Here is a 17,836-nt window from a genome sequence, read left to right as displayed (position 1 = left end):
TCATGGGACGGGTACAGGACAAAGTCGTTCTGGTGACAGGCGGGGCAAGGGGTCAGGGTCGCAGCCACGCGGTCAAACTGGCCGAGGAGGGTGCCGACCTGATCCTCTTCGACATCTGCCACGACATCGACACCAACGAGTATCCGCTGGCGACACCGCACGACCTCGAAGAGGCCGGCCTTGAAGTCGAGAAGACCGGACGGCGGGCTTACACCGCGCAGGTCGATGTGCGTGACCGGGCGGCGATGAGCCGCGAATTAGCCAACGCGGTCTCGGAATTCGGCCGACTCGACGTCGTCGTCGCAAATGCCGGCATCTGTCCTCTTGGCGCGCACTTGTCCGTGCGAGCGTTTGTCGACGCATTCGACGTCGACTTCATCGGGGTGGTCAACACCGTTCACACCGCACTGCCCCACTTGCAGGAGGGCGCGTCGATCATCACGACTGGGTCGATCGCCGGGCTGCTGGCGGCGAGGATGCCCGCCGGCGCTGCTGGGCCGCAGGGTCCTGGTGGAGCCGGTTACAGCTACGCCAAGCAATTGGTGGACTCCTACACCCTCCAGCTCGCCGGACAGCTTGCGCCACAATCAATTCGGGTCAACGCGATACATCCAACGAATGTCAACACCCGCATGCTCAACAGTGACCCGATGTTCCGGCAGTTCCGGCCGGACCTCGAGAGTCCGACACGAGAGGACGCAATGTTGGCCTTCCCCGCCATGCAGTCCATGCCCGTTCCCTATGTGGAACCTCAGGACATCTCCAACATGGTCTGTTTCCTCGCGTCGGACGAGTCCCGCTATGTCACCGGCGGCCAATTCAAGGTCGATGCCGGCGCCATGTTGAAGTTCTAGGAGCATTGCCATGACGACTACTGAATCCGGTGCCGATACCGCGGCAGTCGAAGGTCGCATCACCGACGAAGACATCGAACGCGCCAGGGCGCAGATCGGCATCGCCGTCAACCAGCGCGACGAGGCCTGGAACAAACTGCCGAGCGCCGATGCCATCACCCACTTCGCGTTCGGATGCGGAGATGACAACCCGTTGTACCACGACCAGGACTACGGGCGCGGCACCCGCTGGCACGGCCAGATCGCGTCTCCGACGTTTCCCATCAGCACAGGTCTCGACCAGACGCCGAAGTTCACCGATTCCGAGCGCAAGAAACTGTTTCGCGGGCTGTTCCGCGGCACGGGCAAGTACTACTCAGGCGTCAAATGGACGTGGTATCAACCGGTTTACCCTGGCCGCCCGGTGCTGATGGAGGCCTTTACCGTCGACGTGGAGGTCAAGGAAAGCCAATTCTCCGGAGGACGATCTGTCAAGGAGACCTTCCGGTATCTCTATGTCGACGCCGACGGAAACCCGATCGCCACCCGGGACGAGTCGTACATCAGTGCGGAGCGGCACGGCTCGAAGAGCTCCGGCAAGCTCGCGGGCATCGAGCGCCAGCGCTGGACCGACGAGGAGTTCGCCGAGGTTGAAGCGGCTTACGAGGCCGAACAACGCCGCGGCGCGGAGCCCAGGTGGTTGGAGGACATTCACGTCGGCGACGAGTTGCCATTGGTGATCAAGGGCCCGCTGACGGTCGTGGACATCATCAGCATGCACATGGGTTGGGGATGGGGCGGTTACGGGGTCGGCCCGCTGAAGTTCGCCCATCAGCTCCGTAAGCGAATGCCTGCGTTCTACCAGCCCGACGAGTACGGAGTGCCGGATGTGGTGCAGCGGCTGCATTGGGATCCCGAACGCGCCCGAGCGCTGGGTATCCCGGCGCCCTATGACTACGGCCAGATGCGGGCGGCGTGGGTCAGCCACCTGATGACCAACTGGATCGGCGACGATGGATGGCTGGCCGAGATGGACCTTCAGATGCGCGGATTCAACTACCACGGCGACATCCACCGCTGTACGGGGGCGGTGACGGCGAAGGGCGAAAGCCCCGACGACGCGGTTTCATTGGAGGTGTTCGCCACCAACCAACGCGACGAAGCCACCACCAAGGGCACTGCCAAGGTTCTGCTGCCATCCAGGGAAACCGGTGCGGTCGTTCTGCCGGTCCCCGATATGGAGCTGAGAAGACGCGGGGCACAGGTCGTCTCGCGGATCGCAGGCAGGGTCGGACAAGAGCTACGACAACTATATGGAGAGTGATGTGACATGAAGCGACTTATCTACGATGCGGACCACGAGCAGCTTCGGGAGACCACCAGGCAGTACCTGGAGCGCGAGGTGGCACCGCACGCCGGCAAATGGGAGCGTGAGCGGATCGTCGACCGGTCGGCCTATATCGCCGCGGGCAAGTACGGGCTGATCGGGTTCAACATGCCCGAGGAATACGGCGGCGGAGGCTCCGACGACTTCCGGTTCAACGCCGTGATCACCGAGGAATTCGCCAAGTGGGGCAACGTGACGCCAGCACTGTCGCTGCAGAACGACGTCGTCGGCCCGTACTTCAAGAGCCTCGCGAGCGACGAGCAGAAAGCACGCTGGCTTCCGGGCATCATCAGCGGCGAGACCATCGTGGCGATTGCGATGACCGAACCCGGTGCTGGGAGCGATCTCGCGGGTGTCAAGACCAACGGTGTACGCGACGGTGATGACTGGATCGTCAACGGCTCCAAGACCTTCATCTCCTCGGGTATCAATGCTGACCTCGTCGTGGTCGTTGCCCGTACTGATCCCGAGGCCGGCCACAAGGGTTTCAGCCTGCTGGTCGTCGAAGACGGGATGGACGGCTTCACCCGCGGGCGCAAGCTCGACAAGATGGGCCTGCACGCACAGGACACCGCCGAGCTGAACTTCGAGAATGTGCGGGTACCCGCGGCCAACCTGCTCGGCAAAGAGGGCCGTGGCTTCTATCACCTGATGCAGAACCTGCCCTCTGAACGATTGTCCATTGCGATCTCGGCCATCTATGGTGCACGTGAAACCTGGCGTCAGACGTTGCAGTACGCGAAGGATCGAACGGCATTCGGCCAGCCGATCGGCAGCTTTCAGCACAACCGCTTCCTGCTCGCGGAGATGGACACCGAACTCGAGATCGGCGAGCAGTATCTCGATCGCTGCCTGCGCGCGGTAGTGGACGGCGAACTGACCGCAGTTGAGGCGTCGAAGGCCAAATGGTGGTGCACCGAAACAGCGAAGAAGGTCATCGACGGGTGCGTGCAGTTGCACGGCGGCTACGGTTACATGAACGAATATCGGGTCGCCCGTGACTATGTCGACGTGAGAATCCAGACCATCCTCGGCGGCACGACTGAGATCATGAAGGACATCATCGGCCGCGACCTGGGTTTGTGACGGGAGCACAGTGAACGGCGTCTCGGCCGGTCGCGAGGGCGCGGTGCTGCGGCTGACGTTGAATCGTCCGGAGAAGTTGAACGCCGTGGACACCCCACTGCTCAACACACTGCTGGCTGCGTTTCGCGATGCCGGCGAGGACGATTCGGTGCGCGTGGTGCTGTTGACGGGTGCTGGGCGTGCCTTCTGTTCAGGCGGCGATCTGACCGGCGGAGACACGAAGGGTGCCGTGTTGGCAGCCAATGAAGTGGTGCGGGCGATCACGGATCTGCCCAAGCCGGTGGTCGCAGGCGTGCATGGACCGGCCGTCGGGTTCGGCTGTTCCCTCGCGCTTGCGTGTGACTTGGTGGTCGCGGCCCGATCAGCGTTCTTTCAACTCGCGTTCAGCAAGGTCGGTCTGATGCCTGACGGCGGTGCGTCGGCGTTGGTACCCGCTTCGATCGGCCGGGCCCGCGCCGCGCGAATGGCGATGACAGCCGAAAAGGTTTCGGCAACAACAGCATTCGAGTGGGGAATGATTTCGCACGTGGTCGACGATGCAGGCTATGCGGGTGAGCTCGAGAGAGTGATCCAGCCTGTGGCTGCGGGTCCGACGCAGTCCCATCGCTGGATCAAGCGCGCGCTGGCCGCCGCCGCACTGCCCGATCTCGAGGCGGTACAGGCCGTCGAGGCCGAAGGGCAACAGCGATTAGTCGGGTCGTCGGACTTCGCCGAAGGCAAGCGCGCCTTCCGGGAACGTCGCGATGCCGAATTCACAGGGCGGTGAGGAACATGACGACTAAGCGTTGCCGGGTCGACGGCCTGGATGTCGAGTACACCGATACCGGCAGCGGGCCAACAGTGCTGTTCGTACACGGTGTGTACGTCACGGGAGCTCTGTGGAACGACGTCATCTGCGAACTGGGGGATGGGATTCGCTGTATCGCGCCGACGTGGCCACTGGGCGCGCACAGCACCTCAACCGCGGGTGCGGACATCGGCGCCGAAGCCGCGGCGCAACGCATCGTTCATTTCATGGAATCGCTGGATCTGACCGATGTCACCGTGGTCGCCAACGACACCGGGGGCGGTCTCGTCCTCAGCACGCTGGGCGATCCGTCACTGGACACCTCCCGGATTGCTCGCCTGGTGCTCACGAATTGCGACACTTACGAACACTTTCCGCCGAGCTCGTTCGCGCAGGTCGTCAGGCTGTGTCGTCTGAGTTCTGCGGCAGGCGGGCTGATCATGAGACTGCTGGCGACCGGTCCCGGTCAGAAGTTTTTCTCAAGGCGGTGGCCAAGCACCCGCCGAAGCCCGCGCGACAACGCGAGTTATTCGGAGCTTTCGTGACCAGCGCAGCGGCGCGTAGGGACGCCGTGACGGTCACCGCGTCGTTGGATCCGGCGCTCACACTGCGTGCGGCGTCGGCGATCGAGGCGTTCGACCGGCCCGTCGCCCTGACATGGGGCACGGACGACGATTTGTTCCCGCTTGACCATGCTCGCCGACTGCACGACGCGTTCCCGAACGCCACGCTCATCGAGGTCCCGTATTGCTCGGCGTTCGTCATGCTCGATGCACCGAAGGTGCTAGCCGACGCGATCCGCAGCGGTACACGAATCGCCTGAAAGGAGCAGGATGGACGTGGGTTTGGCCGGAGCGTCTCTGCCCCGCAACGAAATACATACACAGTGGAGCCAACATCAGCGTCGGCGGCGGATACTCTTTCTCGCCTGATGTCAGTTGCTGACTCCGCGGGGTTGCCGAAGTCCACGCTTGCGCGTGGTCGCGCATGTAGGCAGTCACGTCGTGGCCCTACGCCAGCCGGTCGCCGCCGACCAGCTAGCCGATCTGTGGCCCCTCCGAAGGCGGTGACTTTCATGTGGCCGATCTACGGAACATTGGTAACCTAGTCAACTATGTCGTAGACAACCCGGGACCGCGCAAAAACGGATGTGGGGCGATGAAAAAACCGATGACAGGTGTGCGCGTTCTTGAGGTCGCGCAGTTCACCTTCGTGCCGGCCGCCGGTGCGGTGCTCGCCGACTGGGGAGCCGACGTCATCAAGATCGAGAACCCGGTCACCGGTGACGCACAGCGCGGCCTGGTGACGGTTCTCGGGCGTTCTGCGTTCAAGCCCGGCGCATCCTTTGCGCCCATCATCGAGGCCCCCAATCGTGGCAAGCGCAGTGTGGGTCTGTCGCTTGCGCTCGAGCAATCGCGTCCGGCATTCGAAGAGCTCGTACGGCGCAGCGACGTTTTCCTGACCAATCATCTGCCGCAGACCCGGGCGAAACTTCGCATGGACATCGACGACGTCCGGCGGATCAATCCCGACATCATCTACGTCATTGGCAGCGGATTCGGCGCCCGCGGGCCCGACCGCGATGCGGGGGCCTATGACGCGACGGCGTTCTGGGCTCGGGGCGGCAGTGCCGCGGGCGTTACCGCAGACGACGCTGATGCGCCGTCTTACATGCCCGCGGGAGCCTATGGCGACAATATCGGCGGCCTCACGATCGCCGGTGCGGTGGCTGCGGCGTTGTTCGGCAGGCTGGCGACGGGGCAGACGTCCGTCATCGATGTCTCGCTCCTTGCCGTCGGCGCATGGACCATGCAGTTCGACGTGAACCTCGCCATGCAGTACGGATGCTCGCTGCCTAAGGTCGGCTCCCGCACGCAGGCCATCGGCAATCCGCTGACGGGTGCATATCGCTGCGCCGACGGCCGCTTCATTCAGCTGTCGATGCTGCAGCCGACGCGCTACTGGCCACAGTTTTGCCGACTGTTCGGTCTAGAGAATGCGGCGACGGACGAGCGATTCGCGTCGCTGGAGTCGTTAGCGGGCCACGCCGAGGAGGCGATCGCCTTGGTCGCCGGTGCGATCGGGTCCCGAACCCTCGACGATTGCACCCGGCTGCTCAATCAGGCTGACGGTCCGTGGGCGCAGGTTCAGGACGCCTGGGAGGTCGCCAACGACGCGTCGCTGATCGCCAACGGCCGCATCGCCGAAATCGTTGATGCGCAGGGGAGCACGCAAAAATTGGTGGCTAGCCCCGCGCAGTTCGACGAGGCATCCAGCGACCTACGCCGAGCGCCGATGTTCGCCGAACACACGGACGAGGTACTGCGTGAACTGGGGATCGGCGATGACGAACTGTTCAACCTCAAGTTCGACGGCGCGATTGGCTGACCCCGCGTCACTGCCGCAGGCGGCAGCGTTCGATCAGGATCTGCGCCAAGCGTTCCGGGTGGCTGATCATCACCTCGTGACACGCGTCGATGGAGATCACGGTATCGACGCCGCCGAGCGCCTCGATGCTCCGCTGCTGCGAGGCAACCGAGAGCGCCCGGTCCCGGGTTGTCAGGATCCAGGTGCGGGGCACATCGGCAGGCAAGTCGCTTCTATCGACTCGCTCGGCGGGAATGAGCGCGGACTCCCGGTAGAGGCGTGCCATCGTGAAGTCTCGTTGTTGCGGTGTCATGCCATTGCAGAAGGCATACCGCGCAACGAACTTCGGGACCTCCGTCGGCGTTCCTCGCCTCGCGGCACGTCGAGCGAACCAGGCCAGCGGGCCGCCGAGCGTGTCCACGATTGCTCCGCCCTGCGGCGGCACGAACGCCGTCGCCAGAATCATCTCCCGCACCCGGGTGGAGCCGAGCTTGGCGACTACACCCGGCACCGTCACACCGGCCATGGAATGCCCGACGATCACGATATCGCCGAGGCCGGCCGTCTCGATGTCCGCGACGATCGACGCCACCCACGCTGCGATGGTGGCGGTGGCTAGATTCCCCGGCGTGGCGCCACGGCCCGGAAGGTCGACCGCGAGTGTGCGCATTTCCGGGGCGTGTCGGCGTAATGCGGCGACAGTGAATTCCCAGCAGTCGCCCGCATGCTCACCGCCGTGGACGAGGACGAGGTCGGGCATTGCCACGTGGCCGAGTCCTTCCGGTCATCGAGTTCGCGGTTTTTTCTTGTTGCTCAGGGGATCAGGAGCGGCGCCTGCATTGCCGATGTGGGTGTAGGCCATGCCGTGGCGGGCAGCGGTCGTCGGTGGCAGATCGCGCGCTTCCCACATTGCGCGCACCGTGCCCTGGATGCCTTCGGGTCGTCGGGCGGCGATCTCGCCCGCCAATTCGGCCGCTCGTGCTCGCAGTTGGTCATCCTGGACGACCTCGGTGACCAGTCCGATCCGCAGCGCGGTTTGCGCCGTCAGCCGTTCCTCGCTGCCGAGCAGGGCCCACCGCATCACCTCGCCGTAGGGCACGCCAAGCGCCAACATGCCCATCGGTTCCAGCGCGGAGACGATGCCCGCGTTGGGGTGGGGGTCGAAAAAAGTGGCAGTCTCGCTGCAGATCGAGAAGTCGCATTCGTTGACGAAGTACATCGCGCCGCCGGCCACTATTCCGTGCAGGGCGGCGATCACCGGCTTCCACACCTTGTGTGCCTTCGGCCCGAGGAAGGCCCCGGGGTCCTCCTGGTTGAAGATTGGCTTGTGGGTCCACCACGTGCCTTCGGACACGTCGATGCCGGTGCAGAACGCGTGGTGCCCGTTGGCCTGCAGTACCGTGACCCGGATCTCGTCGTCGTCGCGGATTAGGGCCCACACCGCGGCAAGCTCGTCGGCCATCTGACGGGTGAAGCTGTTCATCTTCTCGGGCCGGTTCAGCGTCACGGTGGCGACGTGGCCGGACGCCGCGAAGTCGATGGTCCTGAAGGCGGCCTGGTTATTCATAGAAGCTAATATAGATAACTATCTAGCGGTTTTCGGGTTATTGTTGTGGCGCCTGAAGACTGGATGGGCGTTGCGCACGGAGAGTCGCAGTTTGAGCAGACAAAAGGTCGTCGGATTTATCGGTGCGGGGAACCTTGGGGAGCCGATGGTGTCACGGCTGCTCGCCGCCGGCAACGACGTGCTGGTGTACGCCCGCCGACCCGACAGGCGCGACCGCGTGGCGGCGCAGGGTGCGACGGTCGCCGAGTCGGCATCGGATCTCGCCCGGCGCAGCGACGTTCTGGTCTCCTGTCTGTTCTCCGACGCGCAACTCATCGAGGTCGGTCTCGGTCCCGACGGCCTGATTGCCAACGCCAAAGCTGGTTCGGTATTCGTTTCGCATACGACTGGCACGGTGTCCACGCTGACGGCGCTGCGCGACAGCCACCCCTCGCCGCCCGTCATCCTCGATGCCCCGGTCAGTGGCACCGTCGAGAACATCGACGCCGGCAACTTAACGGTGCTGCTCGGCGGGCCGAGCGATGCGGTCCGCGAAGTGACGCCGGTGCTTGCCGCATACGCAGATCCGATCGTGCCGACGGGCGAGCTGGGCAGCGCCCTGGCCATCAAACTCGTCAACAATGTCTTGTTCTCCTGCAACGCTCAACTTCTCGCTGCTGCAATTGAATTGGGCCAAGCCCTCGGGGTCGACGCCGACGCGTTGCTCTCGGCGCTGCAGGTGTGCAGCGGCGCGAGTCACGCGACCGCACAGGCTCATCACGTCGGTGGAATCGAAAACTTCACCGAGCGGGCCACACCGTTTCTCCGCAAGGACATCGCCGCCGCTCTGGAGGCGGCGGGCGAGGCAGGTGTCGATCTCGGCTTGCTGGGTGTGGTCGTGGATTCGGGACCGTTGGCGCTGTGACACCAACGACGGACCTGGCGGGTCGGCATCATCGGGGTGGGTCTGGGAAAGACACGTGCAGGTCCCCGGCTTCCGTGCAGCGAATGGCTTTGAGCCAGTGGCGCTATGCGCGCGCAGGCCCGAGTGGCTGCAACGAGCTGCAGACAAGCTCGGAATCGCTGACACGCCTACCGACTGGGAATCCCTTCGTCGCCCGTGACGATCTCGACGTCATCTCCGGGGCGACACCGACCGTGCCGCACCGCGATATGACGCTGGCGGCGCTTGACGCGGGCAAGGCAGTGCTGTGCGAGAAGCCGTTGGCCGGTGACCTGGACGCCGCACGCGATATGGTGCGCGCTGCGGAAATATCGAGCCGTCCCACCGCATGTTGCTTCGAGAACCGTTGGAATCCGGACTGGTTGGCGGTCGCCGCGTTGGTCGACGAGGTTTCTCGGCAAGCAGTGTTTCGCAAGGGTGAGCCGGAGCGCCGCGTACTGGCATCCGATTCATCCGCCCCAGGCGCGTTGGATGTACGACCGCGGCCAGGGCGGCGGATACCTCGCCGGGATGCTGTTGCACGACCTCGACTTCCTGTGTATGCACTGACGGTCGCCGAACGTGAACCTGCCACCCCGATCGGTTGCCCTGACGGGCTGGCGGGGCACGCCGCCCGAGCGATGGCAATGATGCTGCAGGACTGGCTGCCCGCGTTCGATCGCGGCGGGAGTACAGCACTGACGTTCGATGCCGGGCTGCTCAGTCTCGCCGTGATCGACGCGGCGCAGCGCTCGGCATTGGGTGGCGGACGGGAGCCCGTTAATCAACCACCGGTTGACTAACGCGGGCCCTCCTGCTTACGGTGACTCGCGACTTGCCGCCACGACAATGGGAGTGCGTCATGCACGTGAAGATCGAGAAGGCCGCTGCCTGGTCAGGCACCGCCATGTTGCTCGCATTTCTTGTGATGTTCTGGTTCATCGCCGGAGTCATCCCGCCGATCGACCCCAGCGACACCGCAGTGGAGATCGCGACGCGATACACCGAGGACGGCCTGCGCATTCGCATCGGCATGGCCCTGATGATCTTGTTCGTATTCATCTGGACCCCGTTCTGGGGACTGCTTGCCCGGCAGGTGCGCCGCGTCGAGGGCTATTGGGGTGTCCTGTCACTCACCCAGGTCATGCTGGGGGTGACGTTCATGTTCGGCTTCTCGCTGTGCGCGATCTTCGCCGTGGCCGCCGGCTATCGCCCGGAACGCAATCCTGATGTGACACAAGCGCTCAACGACGTCTTCTGGTTGATCTTCGTCGGTCTCGTCGGTCCGCTGATCACCCAGGTCGTCATTCTCGCGGCGGTCGTGCTCTTCGTCGAAAGGCGTGCTGTGCCGAGCTTTCCGCGCTGGTTCGGCTACTTCAACATCTGGTATGCGGTCCTCGGCGTGCCCGGCTGCGCGGTTTACCTGTTCAAGTCCGGGCCGCTGGCGTGGAACGGGATGTTCGCCTTCTGGATTCCGCTGACGGTGTTCTGCATATGGCAGGTCGTCACCTCCGTGATGCTTTCTAAGGCGGTCGACGTGGAGGCGGCTGAGCGCGAGAAAGCGGCGGCAGAAAAAACATGGGAACCGGCGGCGTGAGCCAGGTGACGCTACGACCGATTGACGGCGGCGACCAGTCGCCAACTCGAACACGTCATGTGCCGGGCGAGCCCGGTGTGTGGATCTTCCTGCTCGGCGACATGGTGGTCTTCGGCGTCTTCTTCGCGACCTTCATGTACCAGCGCTCACTGGCGCCCGAACTGTTCGACGAATCGCGTCACACCCTCAGCATCGGCATTGGGCTGACGAACACGCTCGTCCTGCTGACCAGCTCGCTGTTCGTGGTGACCGCCATCCGCGCGATCCGGAAGTCTCAGCGCGCGGCCGCACAATTGCTGTTCGCCGGGGCGCTCGTCTGCGGCCTCGCGTTCGTTGGGCTCAAAGCTGTCGAGTACACCGTCAAGGTGAACGAGGGCCACGTCCCTACGCAGAACGACTTCTACCTCTACTACTTCATCTTGACCGGCCTGCACCTCCTTCACGTGCTGATCGGTATCGCCGTGCTGTTCCTGCTGTTCGTGCAGGCCCGACGGCCCGAACTCAGCGCCACCAGAATGGGCGTCGTCGAGGGCGGGGCATGCTTCTGGCACCTCGTCGACCTGTTGTGGATCGTCTTGTTCCCGCTTCTCTACCTGGTGAGTTGACCGATGACCCGTTCGCTCTTCAACGCCCGCTCGACGTACGTCTGGCTGGGGCTCGTCGCCGTCACGGTCGTGTCGTGGGCGGTGGGTGCCGAGCACGGTATCGGCTCGGTTGTCGCAATCGTCGTTCTGGCCCTCGCACTGATCAAGGTCCGCTTCGTCGGCCTTGACTTCATGGAGTTGCGCAGTGCGCCGCTGGTGCTGCGAGCCGTCTTCGAGGGGTACTGCATCATCGTGTGGATGGTTCTCGCCGGCATGTACCTCTGGCTCTGAGGGTTATGCGATGGCGGGGGAAAGCCAACGCGTGCGCAGGGGCGCTGCTCCCGGGCTGCTGCAGGAGGCCGCCCGTGAACTGTTCGCCGAACGCGGCTATGCCGCGACGACACGTGAGATCGCCACGCGCGCAGGGGTATCGCACGACCTGATCTTCCGATACTTCGAGAGTAAGGAGAAGCTGTTCTTCGATGCTGTCGCGACACCACTGCTGGATGCGGTCGGCGGTCTGCATCAACGGTGGCTGGACGATCCCGTCCTGGCAACAATGGACCATGACCGGATGATCCGACGCTTCACCGTAGGCTTCTACGACTTCATGGCGGCGAATCAGCCGATCGCGCGCGCAATGGTGCATCTGTTCGTCAGCGAGTCGACCGAGGGTGAAGTCGAACGGCTTCGCGAACGGGTCAGCGACACGCTGGCACCCATGGTGGCGCCCATCGACGCATACCTGGCGACCGAGGGGCTGCGGCACTCGTCGCCGGCACTACAGCTGCGCCTCGCGATGTTGTTCGTCGGCGTCGCCGCGACGTTTTTGCGCAATACCTATCCGGCCGATGACGAGGTGCCCGGCAGGGATGAGATCGTCGACGAGCTGTCCCGATTCATCTCGAACGGTCTTCGCGCGGACTGACCGGACGGAACAGCGGCAACCAGACCCTGGTGTCCTGATCACCCGACGGGTCGGTCCAATCCTCGAAGAACACCTCGACGGGCAGGCCCACTCGAATGTCGTCCAGCGACACGTCGACCACGTTGGTGATGAGGCGGACGTCAGGTTCGTCGTCGAGTTCTACCATGGCCACGATGTAGGGCGGATCGAGTCCGGGTATCCATGGCTGCCGGTTGACGGTGTAGGCCGCGACGGTCGCGCGTCCGGAGGCTCGCTGGGGCGCAACGTCGGTGCTCCGGCAACGCCAGCAGGCCGGCGCGGGCGGGTGATAGTAGCGACCGCACGCGTGGCACCGGCAGATCATCAGTTCGCCGCGCCGTCCACCCGTCCAGAACTCGCGCGACTCGGCCGTAGGGCTCGGCGCCAGCCGAAACTGTGGTCTGAGGTAGGCCGCGTCGCGGGACATACCTCAAAGAGTAAACTATTTATCGCTTTGGCAGGAGAGTGCGAGAGGTCTGGTCGTAAAACCTGCCAGGCACCGACTATTAAGGTGTCGTGCACGTAGGTTGTAGCCAACCCTGGTGATGACCCGACCTGGCCTATGGGGCCGCAGAGGAATCTAGATGGCAGATGCAGTGAACCCCGATGAGGTGAACGAAGGCGGGGTGACCGCCGACGGCGAGACCGACGGCGCGGATGATGCTGTCCCAGCCGATGCCGAAGAAGACGAGCCTGGCGACTCCGGCCCGGACAACCTGGCTGCTGAGACTTCCGATGCCGAGTTTGCCGACCGCGATGTCACAGCGCCGCGCAAGCCGCCGCTGTCTCATGTGCGGTTGGCGACGATCGCCGGTCTCGCTTTGATGGTTGCGCTGGGTGGGCTTACGGGGTGGCTGGGCTTTAGGGCCTATCAGTCGCATCAATCCGAGGAGCAGCGCAACCTGTACCTGCAGGTGGGCCGGCAGGGTGCGCTCAACCTCACGACCATTGACTTCCAGCAAGCGGATGCTGACGTCCAGCGGATCCTGGACTCGGCCACCGGTACGTTCTACGACGATTTCCAATCTCGGGCGCGCCCATTCATCGAGGTCGTCAAGCAGGCACAGTCGAAATCATCGGGCAACATCACCGAGGCGGGCCTGGAATCCGCGACGGACACCGAAGGTCGAGTACTCGTCGCCGTAACCGTCAACACCACCAATGCGGGAGCGCCTGAACAGCAGCCGCGATCTTGGCGCATGCGCATAACGGTGCAGAAAGTGGAGGACGAAGCCAAGGTGTCCAACGTGGAGTTTGTCCCATGAGTAGCAGACACCGACTGCCCAAACGGAGTGGAAGCGCCGAACCGGCAGAAGCGACTGAACCCGGCGAGGTGACGGAATCAACCGCTGTCGACGAGGCCGAAGCCTCGACGGAGAAGTCCGGCGAGTCAACAGAAGTCACTGCCGAGGTGACCGCCGAGTCGGCCGGAGATGCCGTCGACGAATCCTCACTGATAGCCAAGCGAAAGGTCAACTGGGCGCGCGTCTTCGCCTACGGAGTGCTGCCCGCGGTGGCCCTGCTGCTGGCGACCGCGGCGGGATACCTGAAGTGGGTCGATGACACAGCGCGCTATTCCGACCTTTCAGAACAGAGTTCGCCCGCCGCCGAGTCCTTGCAGGCCGCGAAGGACACCACGGTGGCGATGTTGTCGTACAAACCGGACACCGTTGAACAACAACTCAACGAGGCGCGCAATCTGCTGACCGGCGAATTCCAAGAGTCCTACACCGGTCTGATCAACGATGTGGTCATTCCGGGGGCGAGGGAAAAGCAGATCTCGGCGGTGGCGTCGGTGCCTGCGGCGGCGTCGGTTTCGGCTGACCCGAAAAAGGCCGTGGTGCTGGTCTTCGTCAATCAGACCGTGGTGGTGGGGCAGGACGCGCCGACCGACACCGCCTCGAGCGTGCGCGTCACGCTGGAGAAGACGGGTGATCGCTGGCTGATCTCGAAATTCGATCCCGTCTAATGCCCGAGGTACTGGACGTCGCGACGCCTGCCGTCACACTGCGCGCGTTGTCCTGGGGCCCCGAGGATGCGCCGATTGCGTTGTGTCTGCACGGATTTCCCGACACCGCGCATGGCTGGCGGAAGATCGCTCCGCTGTTGGTCGACGCGGGCTGGCGGGTTGTTGCGCCGTTCATGCGGGGATATGCGCCGTCGTCGCTCGCTTCGGACGGCAGCTATCACGTCGGCGCCTTGATGGACGATGCGCTGCGGGTGCTGGACGCTGCCGGGCCGACCGGCCGCGATGTGCTCATCGGGCACGACTGGGGAGCCATCGCCGGCGCGGGGCTCGCCGCGATGCCGGACAGCCCGTTCGACAAGGCAGTGATCATGTCCGTACCGCCGCCCGCGACGTTCCGGCCGCTGAGCAGGGTGCCTGAGCCGGCCCGGCTCGCCGGTCAACTGCCGCTACAGCTGCTGCGCAGCTGGTACATCATGTACTTCCAATTGCCCGCGCTCCCTGAGCGTTCGACGAACTGGGTGGTTCCGCGGCTCTGGCGGCAGTGGTCGCCGGGGTATCAGGCCGACGAGGATGTGCGTCACGTGTTGGACGCGATCAGTGCGCCCGAGAACTGGCGGGCCGCGCTGGCCTACTACCGCGCGATGATGCGTAACAGCAAGCCGCCGGCGCAGTACGCCGAAATGCACAGCCACTGGCTGTCGGGCCTGGTGCTACCCACCCTCTATCTGCACGGCACTCAGGATGGTTGCGCCACGTCCAACTACGCCCGCTGGGTGGGTGAGGTGCTGCCCGAGGGCAGCCAGCTCGCGCTGGTTGATGAGGCGGGCCACTTCCTGCAGCTGGAACAGCCCGAGGTCGTCGCCCGCCACGTCATCGACTTCGTCGGCCAGGCGGACTAAATCATCATTTCCTAACCTGAGACCATGCCCGTCCGCCGACTGCATGCCGTGGATGCGCAGACCTACTGGATGTCGGTGAAGGTGCCCAACGACCAGTTCCTGCTCTACGGGTTCGCGGGTGTGCCTGTGGACGTCGACCATGCGGTCGAGGCGGTGCGGTCGCGGGCGCGGCGGTCTGCGGAGCTCATGTTGCGGGTGCGGGATCGCGGCAAGTTGAGGTACCCGGAATGGGTGGTGGGCGAGGTCGCGACGGATCAGGTTGTCGTGCACCACGCAGGCTCGTGGGAGGGCTGTCTGGAGGCCGTCGCACGCCTGAGTGAAGACCAACTCGACACGCGGGTGATGACGTGGCGGCTTCATGTGTTTCCAGGCGTGGACGGCGTGCCGGGTGCGGGGGGTGGGACGGTCGCGGTGGTGCAGGTGGCGCACGCCCTGGGCGACGGGAGCCGGTCTGCTGCGCTGGCGGCGTACCTGTTCGGTCGTGACGAGCCGGTGCCCGCGGTGTGGGCCCCGCGGGTTCATGGTGCGTCGTTGCCGCGGCGTGGCGTGCGCGCCGCGCGAGCGCATGGGCGGCTGGTTCACGACGTTGAGACCGGAGCGGTTCCGCCGCAGGCGGATTCCTGTCCGGCCTTGAGGAGCAATACGCGTCCGGAAGGATCGCTGAGCATTCACACGGTGGTCCTGAGGCGATCGGAGATCGCGGGGCCCACGGTCACCGTCGGCGTACTGGCCGCGGTGTCGACGGCTCTGTCGGACCACTTGCGCGGCTTAGGCGACGACGTCTCCCAATTGAGGGCAGAGGTGCCGATGGCGAGATCCGGTGCCCGTCAGGCGCATAACCACTTCGGCAACGTCGGCGTTGGCTTGTATCCCGAATTAGGGTTCGAAGCGCGCGTCGCGCGGATCGCGGCCGACTTGGCGTGTCGGCGGCGGCGGGCTGCTCATCCCGCAATGCGCGCCGAGAGCGAGGCGTTCGCGGCCATGCCTGCAGCGCTGTTGCGTTGGGGCGTCGGGAAGTTCGACCCGTCGGTGCGTTCGCCGACGGTGATCGGCAATACTGTGGTCTCCAGTGTCAACCGGGGTCCAGCCGATCTACGCTTCGGCGGTCTGCCCGTCGTAGTGACCGCGGGCTACCCGGGTCTCTCTCCGATGATGGGCCTTGCGCACGGGGTACACGGCATCGGCGACACTGTCGCGATCAGCGTGCACGCGGCCGAATCAGCCATCGGTGACATCGACTCGTACGTCAACAGATTGGACGCCGCACTGAGAGCCGGCAGTTAGAACTGAGCTGGGTCGGCGTTAATCCGGTTGCGTTGGCGTTCGGCGTCGTTGCGGGCGGCGCGGTCGTGGGCGCGGGTTGTGGTGCGGCGTGGCATCATCAGGGTGCGGTTGGGCCTGGTGTCGGGGGTGTCGGTGGCGGTGACTGGTGCGGTGGGGCGGCACAGGCTCGGGAACAGCAGGCGGCTGCCGGGGTGGGTGGTGTAGGTCTGCCCACTGGGGGAGGTCCACACCACTGTCCCGTCGGGGTGCTGGTGGTCGCGCCAACCCCAGAATGTTTTGAGTAGGTGGTGTTTTCGGCACAGGCATTTGAGGTTCGACGCTTGGGTCGGGCCGTGTGGGTACGGGATTGTGTGGTCGATGTCGCAGAGGTGAGCCGCGGCGTCGCAGCCCGGGAAGCGGCAGGTCAGATCTCGCGCCCGAATGAACCACGCCAACACCGCGGTGGGGATGTAGCGCTGCTGCGGTGGCGCGGCACCGGGATGAACGATCGGCACGAGCTTGGCCGTAGTGCCGGCCAGCTTGGCGGCCAGCAGCGGCGCGGGCAGCAACCCGCCACCCAGAATCATCCCCGGCTGGTGCGCGGCGGGGCCGGTCGGCGGGTCCGGCGCTAGCGCCTGCGCCACGGTCATCGTCTGCAGCTCGGCCGACGGCGGCCCGGGTTCAGGGGCCCCGTCGAATGCGACCGCTGTGTCATCGTCCAGGGCCGCCTGTTCGGCGATGACATGCACGACCACCGCGCTGGGCTGTTCACCGGCGGCCGCGCAGTCCGGCGACCCGCAGCCGCACCTCAGCCGGTCGGCGCCGTGACCGAGGGCGGCGGCCGCATCGGCGCGGCGCTGCTCATGGCTGCGCGGATCACCGGCGCACACCGCGGCGGCCATCGCGTCCAACCGCTGATCGAGCGCCTGGCCGTCCTGGGCCAACAACACGGCCTCCAGATAGGCGACCCCCGACCCGTCACGCGCCACATGAATATCCACATGACGCCCACGCGCGCAGGTTTCGACACGGCGCAACGCCAACGGGTCATAGCGCTGCACCCAGTAATCGATGGCCTGTTCGGCCTTGGCCACCGACAGAGCTCCCCATCCGCTCACCGCCCCGGCGACCTCGGCGTCGACCTCGGCCAACGCGCCCGGATCCTTGACCAGACCGGTGCGGAACACGATCGCGTTGACCAACCGCAACGACACCAACCCGGCCGCGAACACCTCACCGAGCCGGGGCAGCCGCTCACGCAGCGCGATCGCCAACAACAACTGATGCGAGGCCACCCCGAGCGACACGTTCTGCGCCGCGGCGATCTCAGCGCACACCGCATCCCAATTGTCCACACACCACTGCTCACGCTCAGCCGACCCGTCGGCGGCATAGGCCGCCTCCAACACCTGAGCCGAAGCCCACAACCGCCGCGCCGCCGCGGCGTTCTCCACCCGCGCCCACGCCCCCACCCCAGCAGGACCACCCGCCCCACCCGCTGCAGCAACCAACTCATCGACCACGCCCCGAACCTACGAACCACCCCAGACACACCACCGATGAGCAGCCACCCCACACCCCAACCTGTGGATGAATCCGCAATTGGGGATAAGCCGATCAGCCGCGAGG

The 17,836-nt window shown here is 64.9% G+C and carries 21 protein-coding genes; 17 read left to right on the top strand and 4 right to left on the bottom strand.

Annotated features, from left to right (window positions below):
• Positions 1–2 precede the first annotated feature (2 nt).
• From N4S67_RS01455 to N4S67_RS01425, 7 genes are all read left to right on the top strand, one after another.
• Complete coding sequence (locus N4S67_RS01455; protein WP_260991162.1) at positions 3–854, top strand: mycofactocin-coupled SDR family oxidoreductase; 852 nt, start codon at positions 3–5, stop codon at positions 852–854.
• A gap of 10 nt (positions 855–864) precedes the next feature.
• Positions 865–2,157, top strand: a complete 1,293-nt coding sequence (locus N4S67_RS01450; protein WP_260991161.1) for an FAS1-like dehydratase domain-containing protein — start codon at positions 865–867, stop codon at positions 2,155–2,157.
• 6 nt (positions 2,158–2,163) lie between these two features.
• Positions 2,164–3,306: an acyl-CoA dehydrogenase family protein gene (locus N4S67_RS01445; protein ID WP_260991160.1), complete on the top strand. Its 1,143-nt coding sequence runs from the start codon at positions 2,164–2,166 to the stop codon at positions 3,304–3,306.
• Between the two features lie 10 nt (positions 3,307–3,316).
• Positions 3,317–4,072 (top strand): enoyl-CoA hydratase-related protein, encoded by a 756-nt coding sequence (locus tag N4S67_RS01440; protein WP_260991159.1) that lies wholly within the window; start codon positions 3,317–3,319, stop codon positions 4,070–4,072.
• 5 nt (positions 4,073–4,077) lie between these two features.
• The gene (locus N4S67_RS01435; protein ID WP_260991158.1) at positions 4,078–4,638 is read left to right on the top strand and encodes an alpha/beta fold hydrolase; all 561 of its coding nucleotides are present in this window, start codon (positions 4,078–4,080) and stop codon (positions 4,636–4,638) included.
• Positions 4,635–4,916 (top strand): alpha/beta fold hydrolase, encoded by a 282-nt coding sequence (locus N4S67_RS01430; RefSeq protein ID WP_260991157.1) that lies wholly within the window; start codon positions 4,635–4,637, stop codon positions 4,914–4,916. The genes N4S67_RS01435 and N4S67_RS01430 overlap by 4 nt, the downstream gene beginning before the upstream one ends.
• Before the next feature lie 335 nt (positions 4,917–5,251).
• Entirely contained in the window at positions 5,252–6,481 is a 1,230-nt protein-coding gene (locus N4S67_RS01425) for a CaiB/BaiF CoA transferase family protein (protein ID WP_260991156.1), read from the top strand.
• A gap of 7 nt (positions 6,482–6,488) precedes the next feature.
• Here the strand turns inward: N4S67_RS01425 and N4S67_RS01420 are convergent, their stop codons facing one another.
• Entirely contained in the window at positions 6,489–7,226 is a 738-nt protein-coding gene (locus N4S67_RS01420) for an alpha/beta fold hydrolase (RefSeq protein WP_260991155.1), read from the bottom strand.
• A gap of 18 nt (positions 7,227–7,244) precedes the next feature.
• Entirely contained in the window at positions 7,245–8,027 is a 783-nt protein-coding gene (locus tag N4S67_RS01415; RefSeq protein ID WP_260991154.1) for an enoyl-CoA hydratase/isomerase family protein, read from the bottom strand.
• Positions 8,028–8,118: 91 nt separating this feature from the next.
• Between N4S67_RS01415 and N4S67_RS01410 the strand changes: the two genes are divergently transcribed.
• From N4S67_RS01410 to N4S67_RS01385, 6 genes are all read left to right on the top strand, one after another.
• Positions 8,119–8,931 (top strand): NAD(P)-dependent oxidoreductase, encoded by an 813-nt coding sequence (locus tag N4S67_RS01410; RefSeq protein WP_260991153.1) that lies wholly within the window; start codon positions 8,119–8,121, stop codon positions 8,929–8,931.
• Positions 8,932–9,014: 83 nt separating this feature from the next.
• The gene (locus N4S67_RS01405; RefSeq protein WP_260991152.1) at positions 9,015–9,752 is read left to right on the top strand and encodes a Gfo/Idh/MocA family protein; all 738 of its coding nucleotides are present in this window, start codon (positions 9,015–9,017) and stop codon (positions 9,750–9,752) included.
• 59 nt (positions 9,753–9,811) lie between these two features.
• Positions 9,812–10,546: a hypothetical protein gene (locus tag N4S67_RS01400; protein ID WP_260991151.1), complete on the top strand. Its 735-nt coding sequence runs from the start codon at positions 9,812–9,814 to the stop codon at positions 10,544–10,546.
• Positions 10,543–11,151: a cytochrome c oxidase subunit 3 family protein gene (locus tag N4S67_RS01395; RefSeq protein WP_260991150.1), complete on the top strand. Its 609-nt coding sequence runs from the start codon at positions 10,543–10,545 to the stop codon at positions 11,149–11,151. Before N4S67_RS01400 ends, N4S67_RS01395 begins: the two co-directional genes overlap by 4 nt.
• 3 nt (positions 11,152–11,154) lie before the next feature.
• Positions 11,155–11,421 carry a cytochrome C oxidase subunit IV family protein gene (locus N4S67_RS01390; protein WP_260991149.1) on the top strand — a complete coding sequence of 89 codons (267 nt, stop codon included), beginning with the start codon at positions 11,155–11,157 and terminating at the stop codon, positions 11,419–11,421.
• Positions 11,422–11,431: 10 nt separating this feature from the next.
• Positions 11,432–12,058 carry a TetR/AcrR family transcriptional regulator gene (locus N4S67_RS01385; protein WP_260991148.1) on the top strand — a complete coding sequence of 209 codons (627 nt, stop codon included), beginning with the start codon at positions 11,432–11,434 and terminating at the stop codon, positions 12,056–12,058.
• Here the strand turns inward: N4S67_RS01385 and N4S67_RS01380 are convergent.
• Entirely contained in the window at positions 12,030–12,503 is a 474-nt protein-coding gene (locus tag N4S67_RS01380) for a Zn-ribbon domain-containing OB-fold protein (RefSeq protein ID WP_260991147.1), read from the bottom strand. The two genes, N4S67_RS01385 and N4S67_RS01380, sit on opposite strands and share 29 nt — an antisense overlap.
• A 157-nt stretch (positions 12,504–12,660) precedes the next feature.
• On the opposite strand from N4S67_RS01380, the gene N4S67_RS01375 reads away from it, so the two are divergent.
• Genes N4S67_RS01375 through N4S67_RS01360 form a run of 4 tightly spaced genes read left to right on the top strand, consistent with a single transcriptional unit; the run spans position 12,661 to position 16,228 of the window.
• Positions 12,661–13,341, top strand: a complete 681-nt coding sequence (locus tag N4S67_RS01375) for a tetratricopeptide repeat protein (RefSeq protein WP_260991146.1) — start codon at positions 12,661–12,663, stop codon at positions 13,339–13,341.
• Positions 13,338–14,045 (top strand): hypothetical protein, encoded by a 708-nt coding sequence (locus tag N4S67_RS01370; RefSeq protein ID WP_260991145.1) that lies wholly within the window; start codon positions 13,338–13,340, stop codon positions 14,043–14,045. Before N4S67_RS01375 ends, N4S67_RS01370 begins: the two co-directional genes overlap by 4 nt.
• Positions 14,045–14,944 (top strand): alpha/beta fold hydrolase, encoded by a 900-nt coding sequence (locus tag N4S67_RS01365; RefSeq protein ID WP_260991144.1) that lies wholly within the window; start codon positions 14,045–14,047, stop codon positions 14,942–14,944. Before N4S67_RS01370 ends, N4S67_RS01365 begins: the two co-directional genes overlap by 1 nt.
• A 24-nt stretch (positions 14,945–14,968) precedes the next feature.
• A complete protein-coding gene (locus N4S67_RS01360) occupies positions 14,969–16,228 on the top strand; it encodes a WSD1 family O-acyltransferase (RefSeq protein ID WP_260991143.1) in 1,260 nt (419 codons plus the stop codon).
• Here N4S67_RS01360 and N4S67_RS01355 read toward each other — a convergent pair.
• A complete protein-coding gene (locus N4S67_RS01355; protein WP_260991142.1) occupies positions 16,225–17,730 on the bottom strand; it encodes an HNH endonuclease signature motif containing protein in 1,506 nt (501 codons plus the stop codon). The two genes, N4S67_RS01360 and N4S67_RS01355, sit on opposite strands and share 4 nt — an antisense overlap.
• Positions 17,731–17,836 lie beyond the last annotated feature (106 nt).

The sequence above is a fragment of the Mycobacterium deserti genome, assembly GCF_025345615.1.
GTDB lineage: Bacteria > Actinomycetota > Actinomycetes > Mycobacteriales > Mycobacteriaceae > Mycobacterium > Mycobacterium deserti.
The sequence above is the reverse complement of the archived record's forward strand: the minus strand, read 5'-3'. Positions and strand labels throughout refer to the sequence as shown.

Excerpts from the sequence above, each read along its gene's own strand:
- N4S67_RS01455 (WP_260991162.1), top strand. The coding sequence starts at position 3 with ATGGGACGGGTACAGGACAAAGTCGTTCTGGTGACAGGCGGGGCAAGG.
- N4S67_RS01450 (WP_260991161.1), top strand. The coding sequence starts at position 865 with ATGACGACTACTGAATCCGGTGCCGATACCGCGGCAGTCGAAGGTCGC.
- N4S67_RS01445 (WP_260991160.1), top strand. The coding sequence starts at position 2,164 with ATGAAGCGACTTATCTACGATGCGGACCACGAGCAGCTTCGGGAGACC.
- N4S67_RS01435 (WP_260991158.1), top strand. The coding sequence starts at position 4,078 with ATGACGACTAAGCGTTGCCGGGTCGACGGCCTGGATGTCGAGTACACC.
- N4S67_RS01425 (WP_260991156.1), top strand. The coding sequence starts at position 5,252 with ATGAAAAAACCGATGACAGGTGTGCGCGTTCTTGAGGTCGCGCAGTTC.
- N4S67_RS01415 (WP_260991154.1), bottom strand. The coding sequence starts at position 8,027 with ATGAATAACCAGGCCGCCTTCAGGACCATCGACTTCGCGGCGTCCGGC.
- N4S67_RS01405 (WP_260991152.1), top strand. The coding sequence starts at position 9,015 with ATGGCTTTGAGCCAGTGGCGCTATGCGCGCGCAGGCCCGAGTGGCTGC.
- N4S67_RS01400 (WP_260991151.1), top strand. The coding sequence starts at position 9,812 with ATGCACGTGAAGATCGAGAAGGCCGCTGCCTGGTCAGGCACCGCCATG.
- N4S67_RS01390 (WP_260991149.1), top strand. The coding sequence starts at position 11,155 with ATGACCCGTTCGCTCTTCAACGCCCGCTCGACGTACGTCTGGCTGGGG.
- N4S67_RS01385 (WP_260991148.1), top strand. The coding sequence starts at position 11,432 with ATGGCGGGGGAAAGCCAACGCGTGCGCAGGGGCGCTGCTCCCGGGCTG.
- N4S67_RS01380 (WP_260991147.1), bottom strand. The coding sequence starts at position 12,503 with ATGTCCCGCGACGCGGCCTACCTCAGACCACAGTTTCGGCTGGCGCCG.
- N4S67_RS01375 (WP_260991146.1), top strand. The coding sequence starts at position 12,661 with ATGGCAGATGCAGTGAACCCCGATGAGGTGAACGAAGGCGGGGTGACC.
- N4S67_RS01370 (WP_260991145.1), top strand. The coding sequence starts at position 13,338 with ATGAGTAGCAGACACCGACTGCCCAAACGGAGTGGAAGCGCCGAACCG.
- N4S67_RS01365 (WP_260991144.1), top strand. The coding sequence starts at position 14,045 with ATGCCCGAGGTACTGGACGTCGCGACGCCTGCCGTCACACTGCGCGCG.
- N4S67_RS01360 (WP_260991143.1), top strand. The coding sequence starts at position 14,969 with ATGCCCGTCCGCCGACTGCATGCCGTGGATGCGCAGACCTACTGGATG.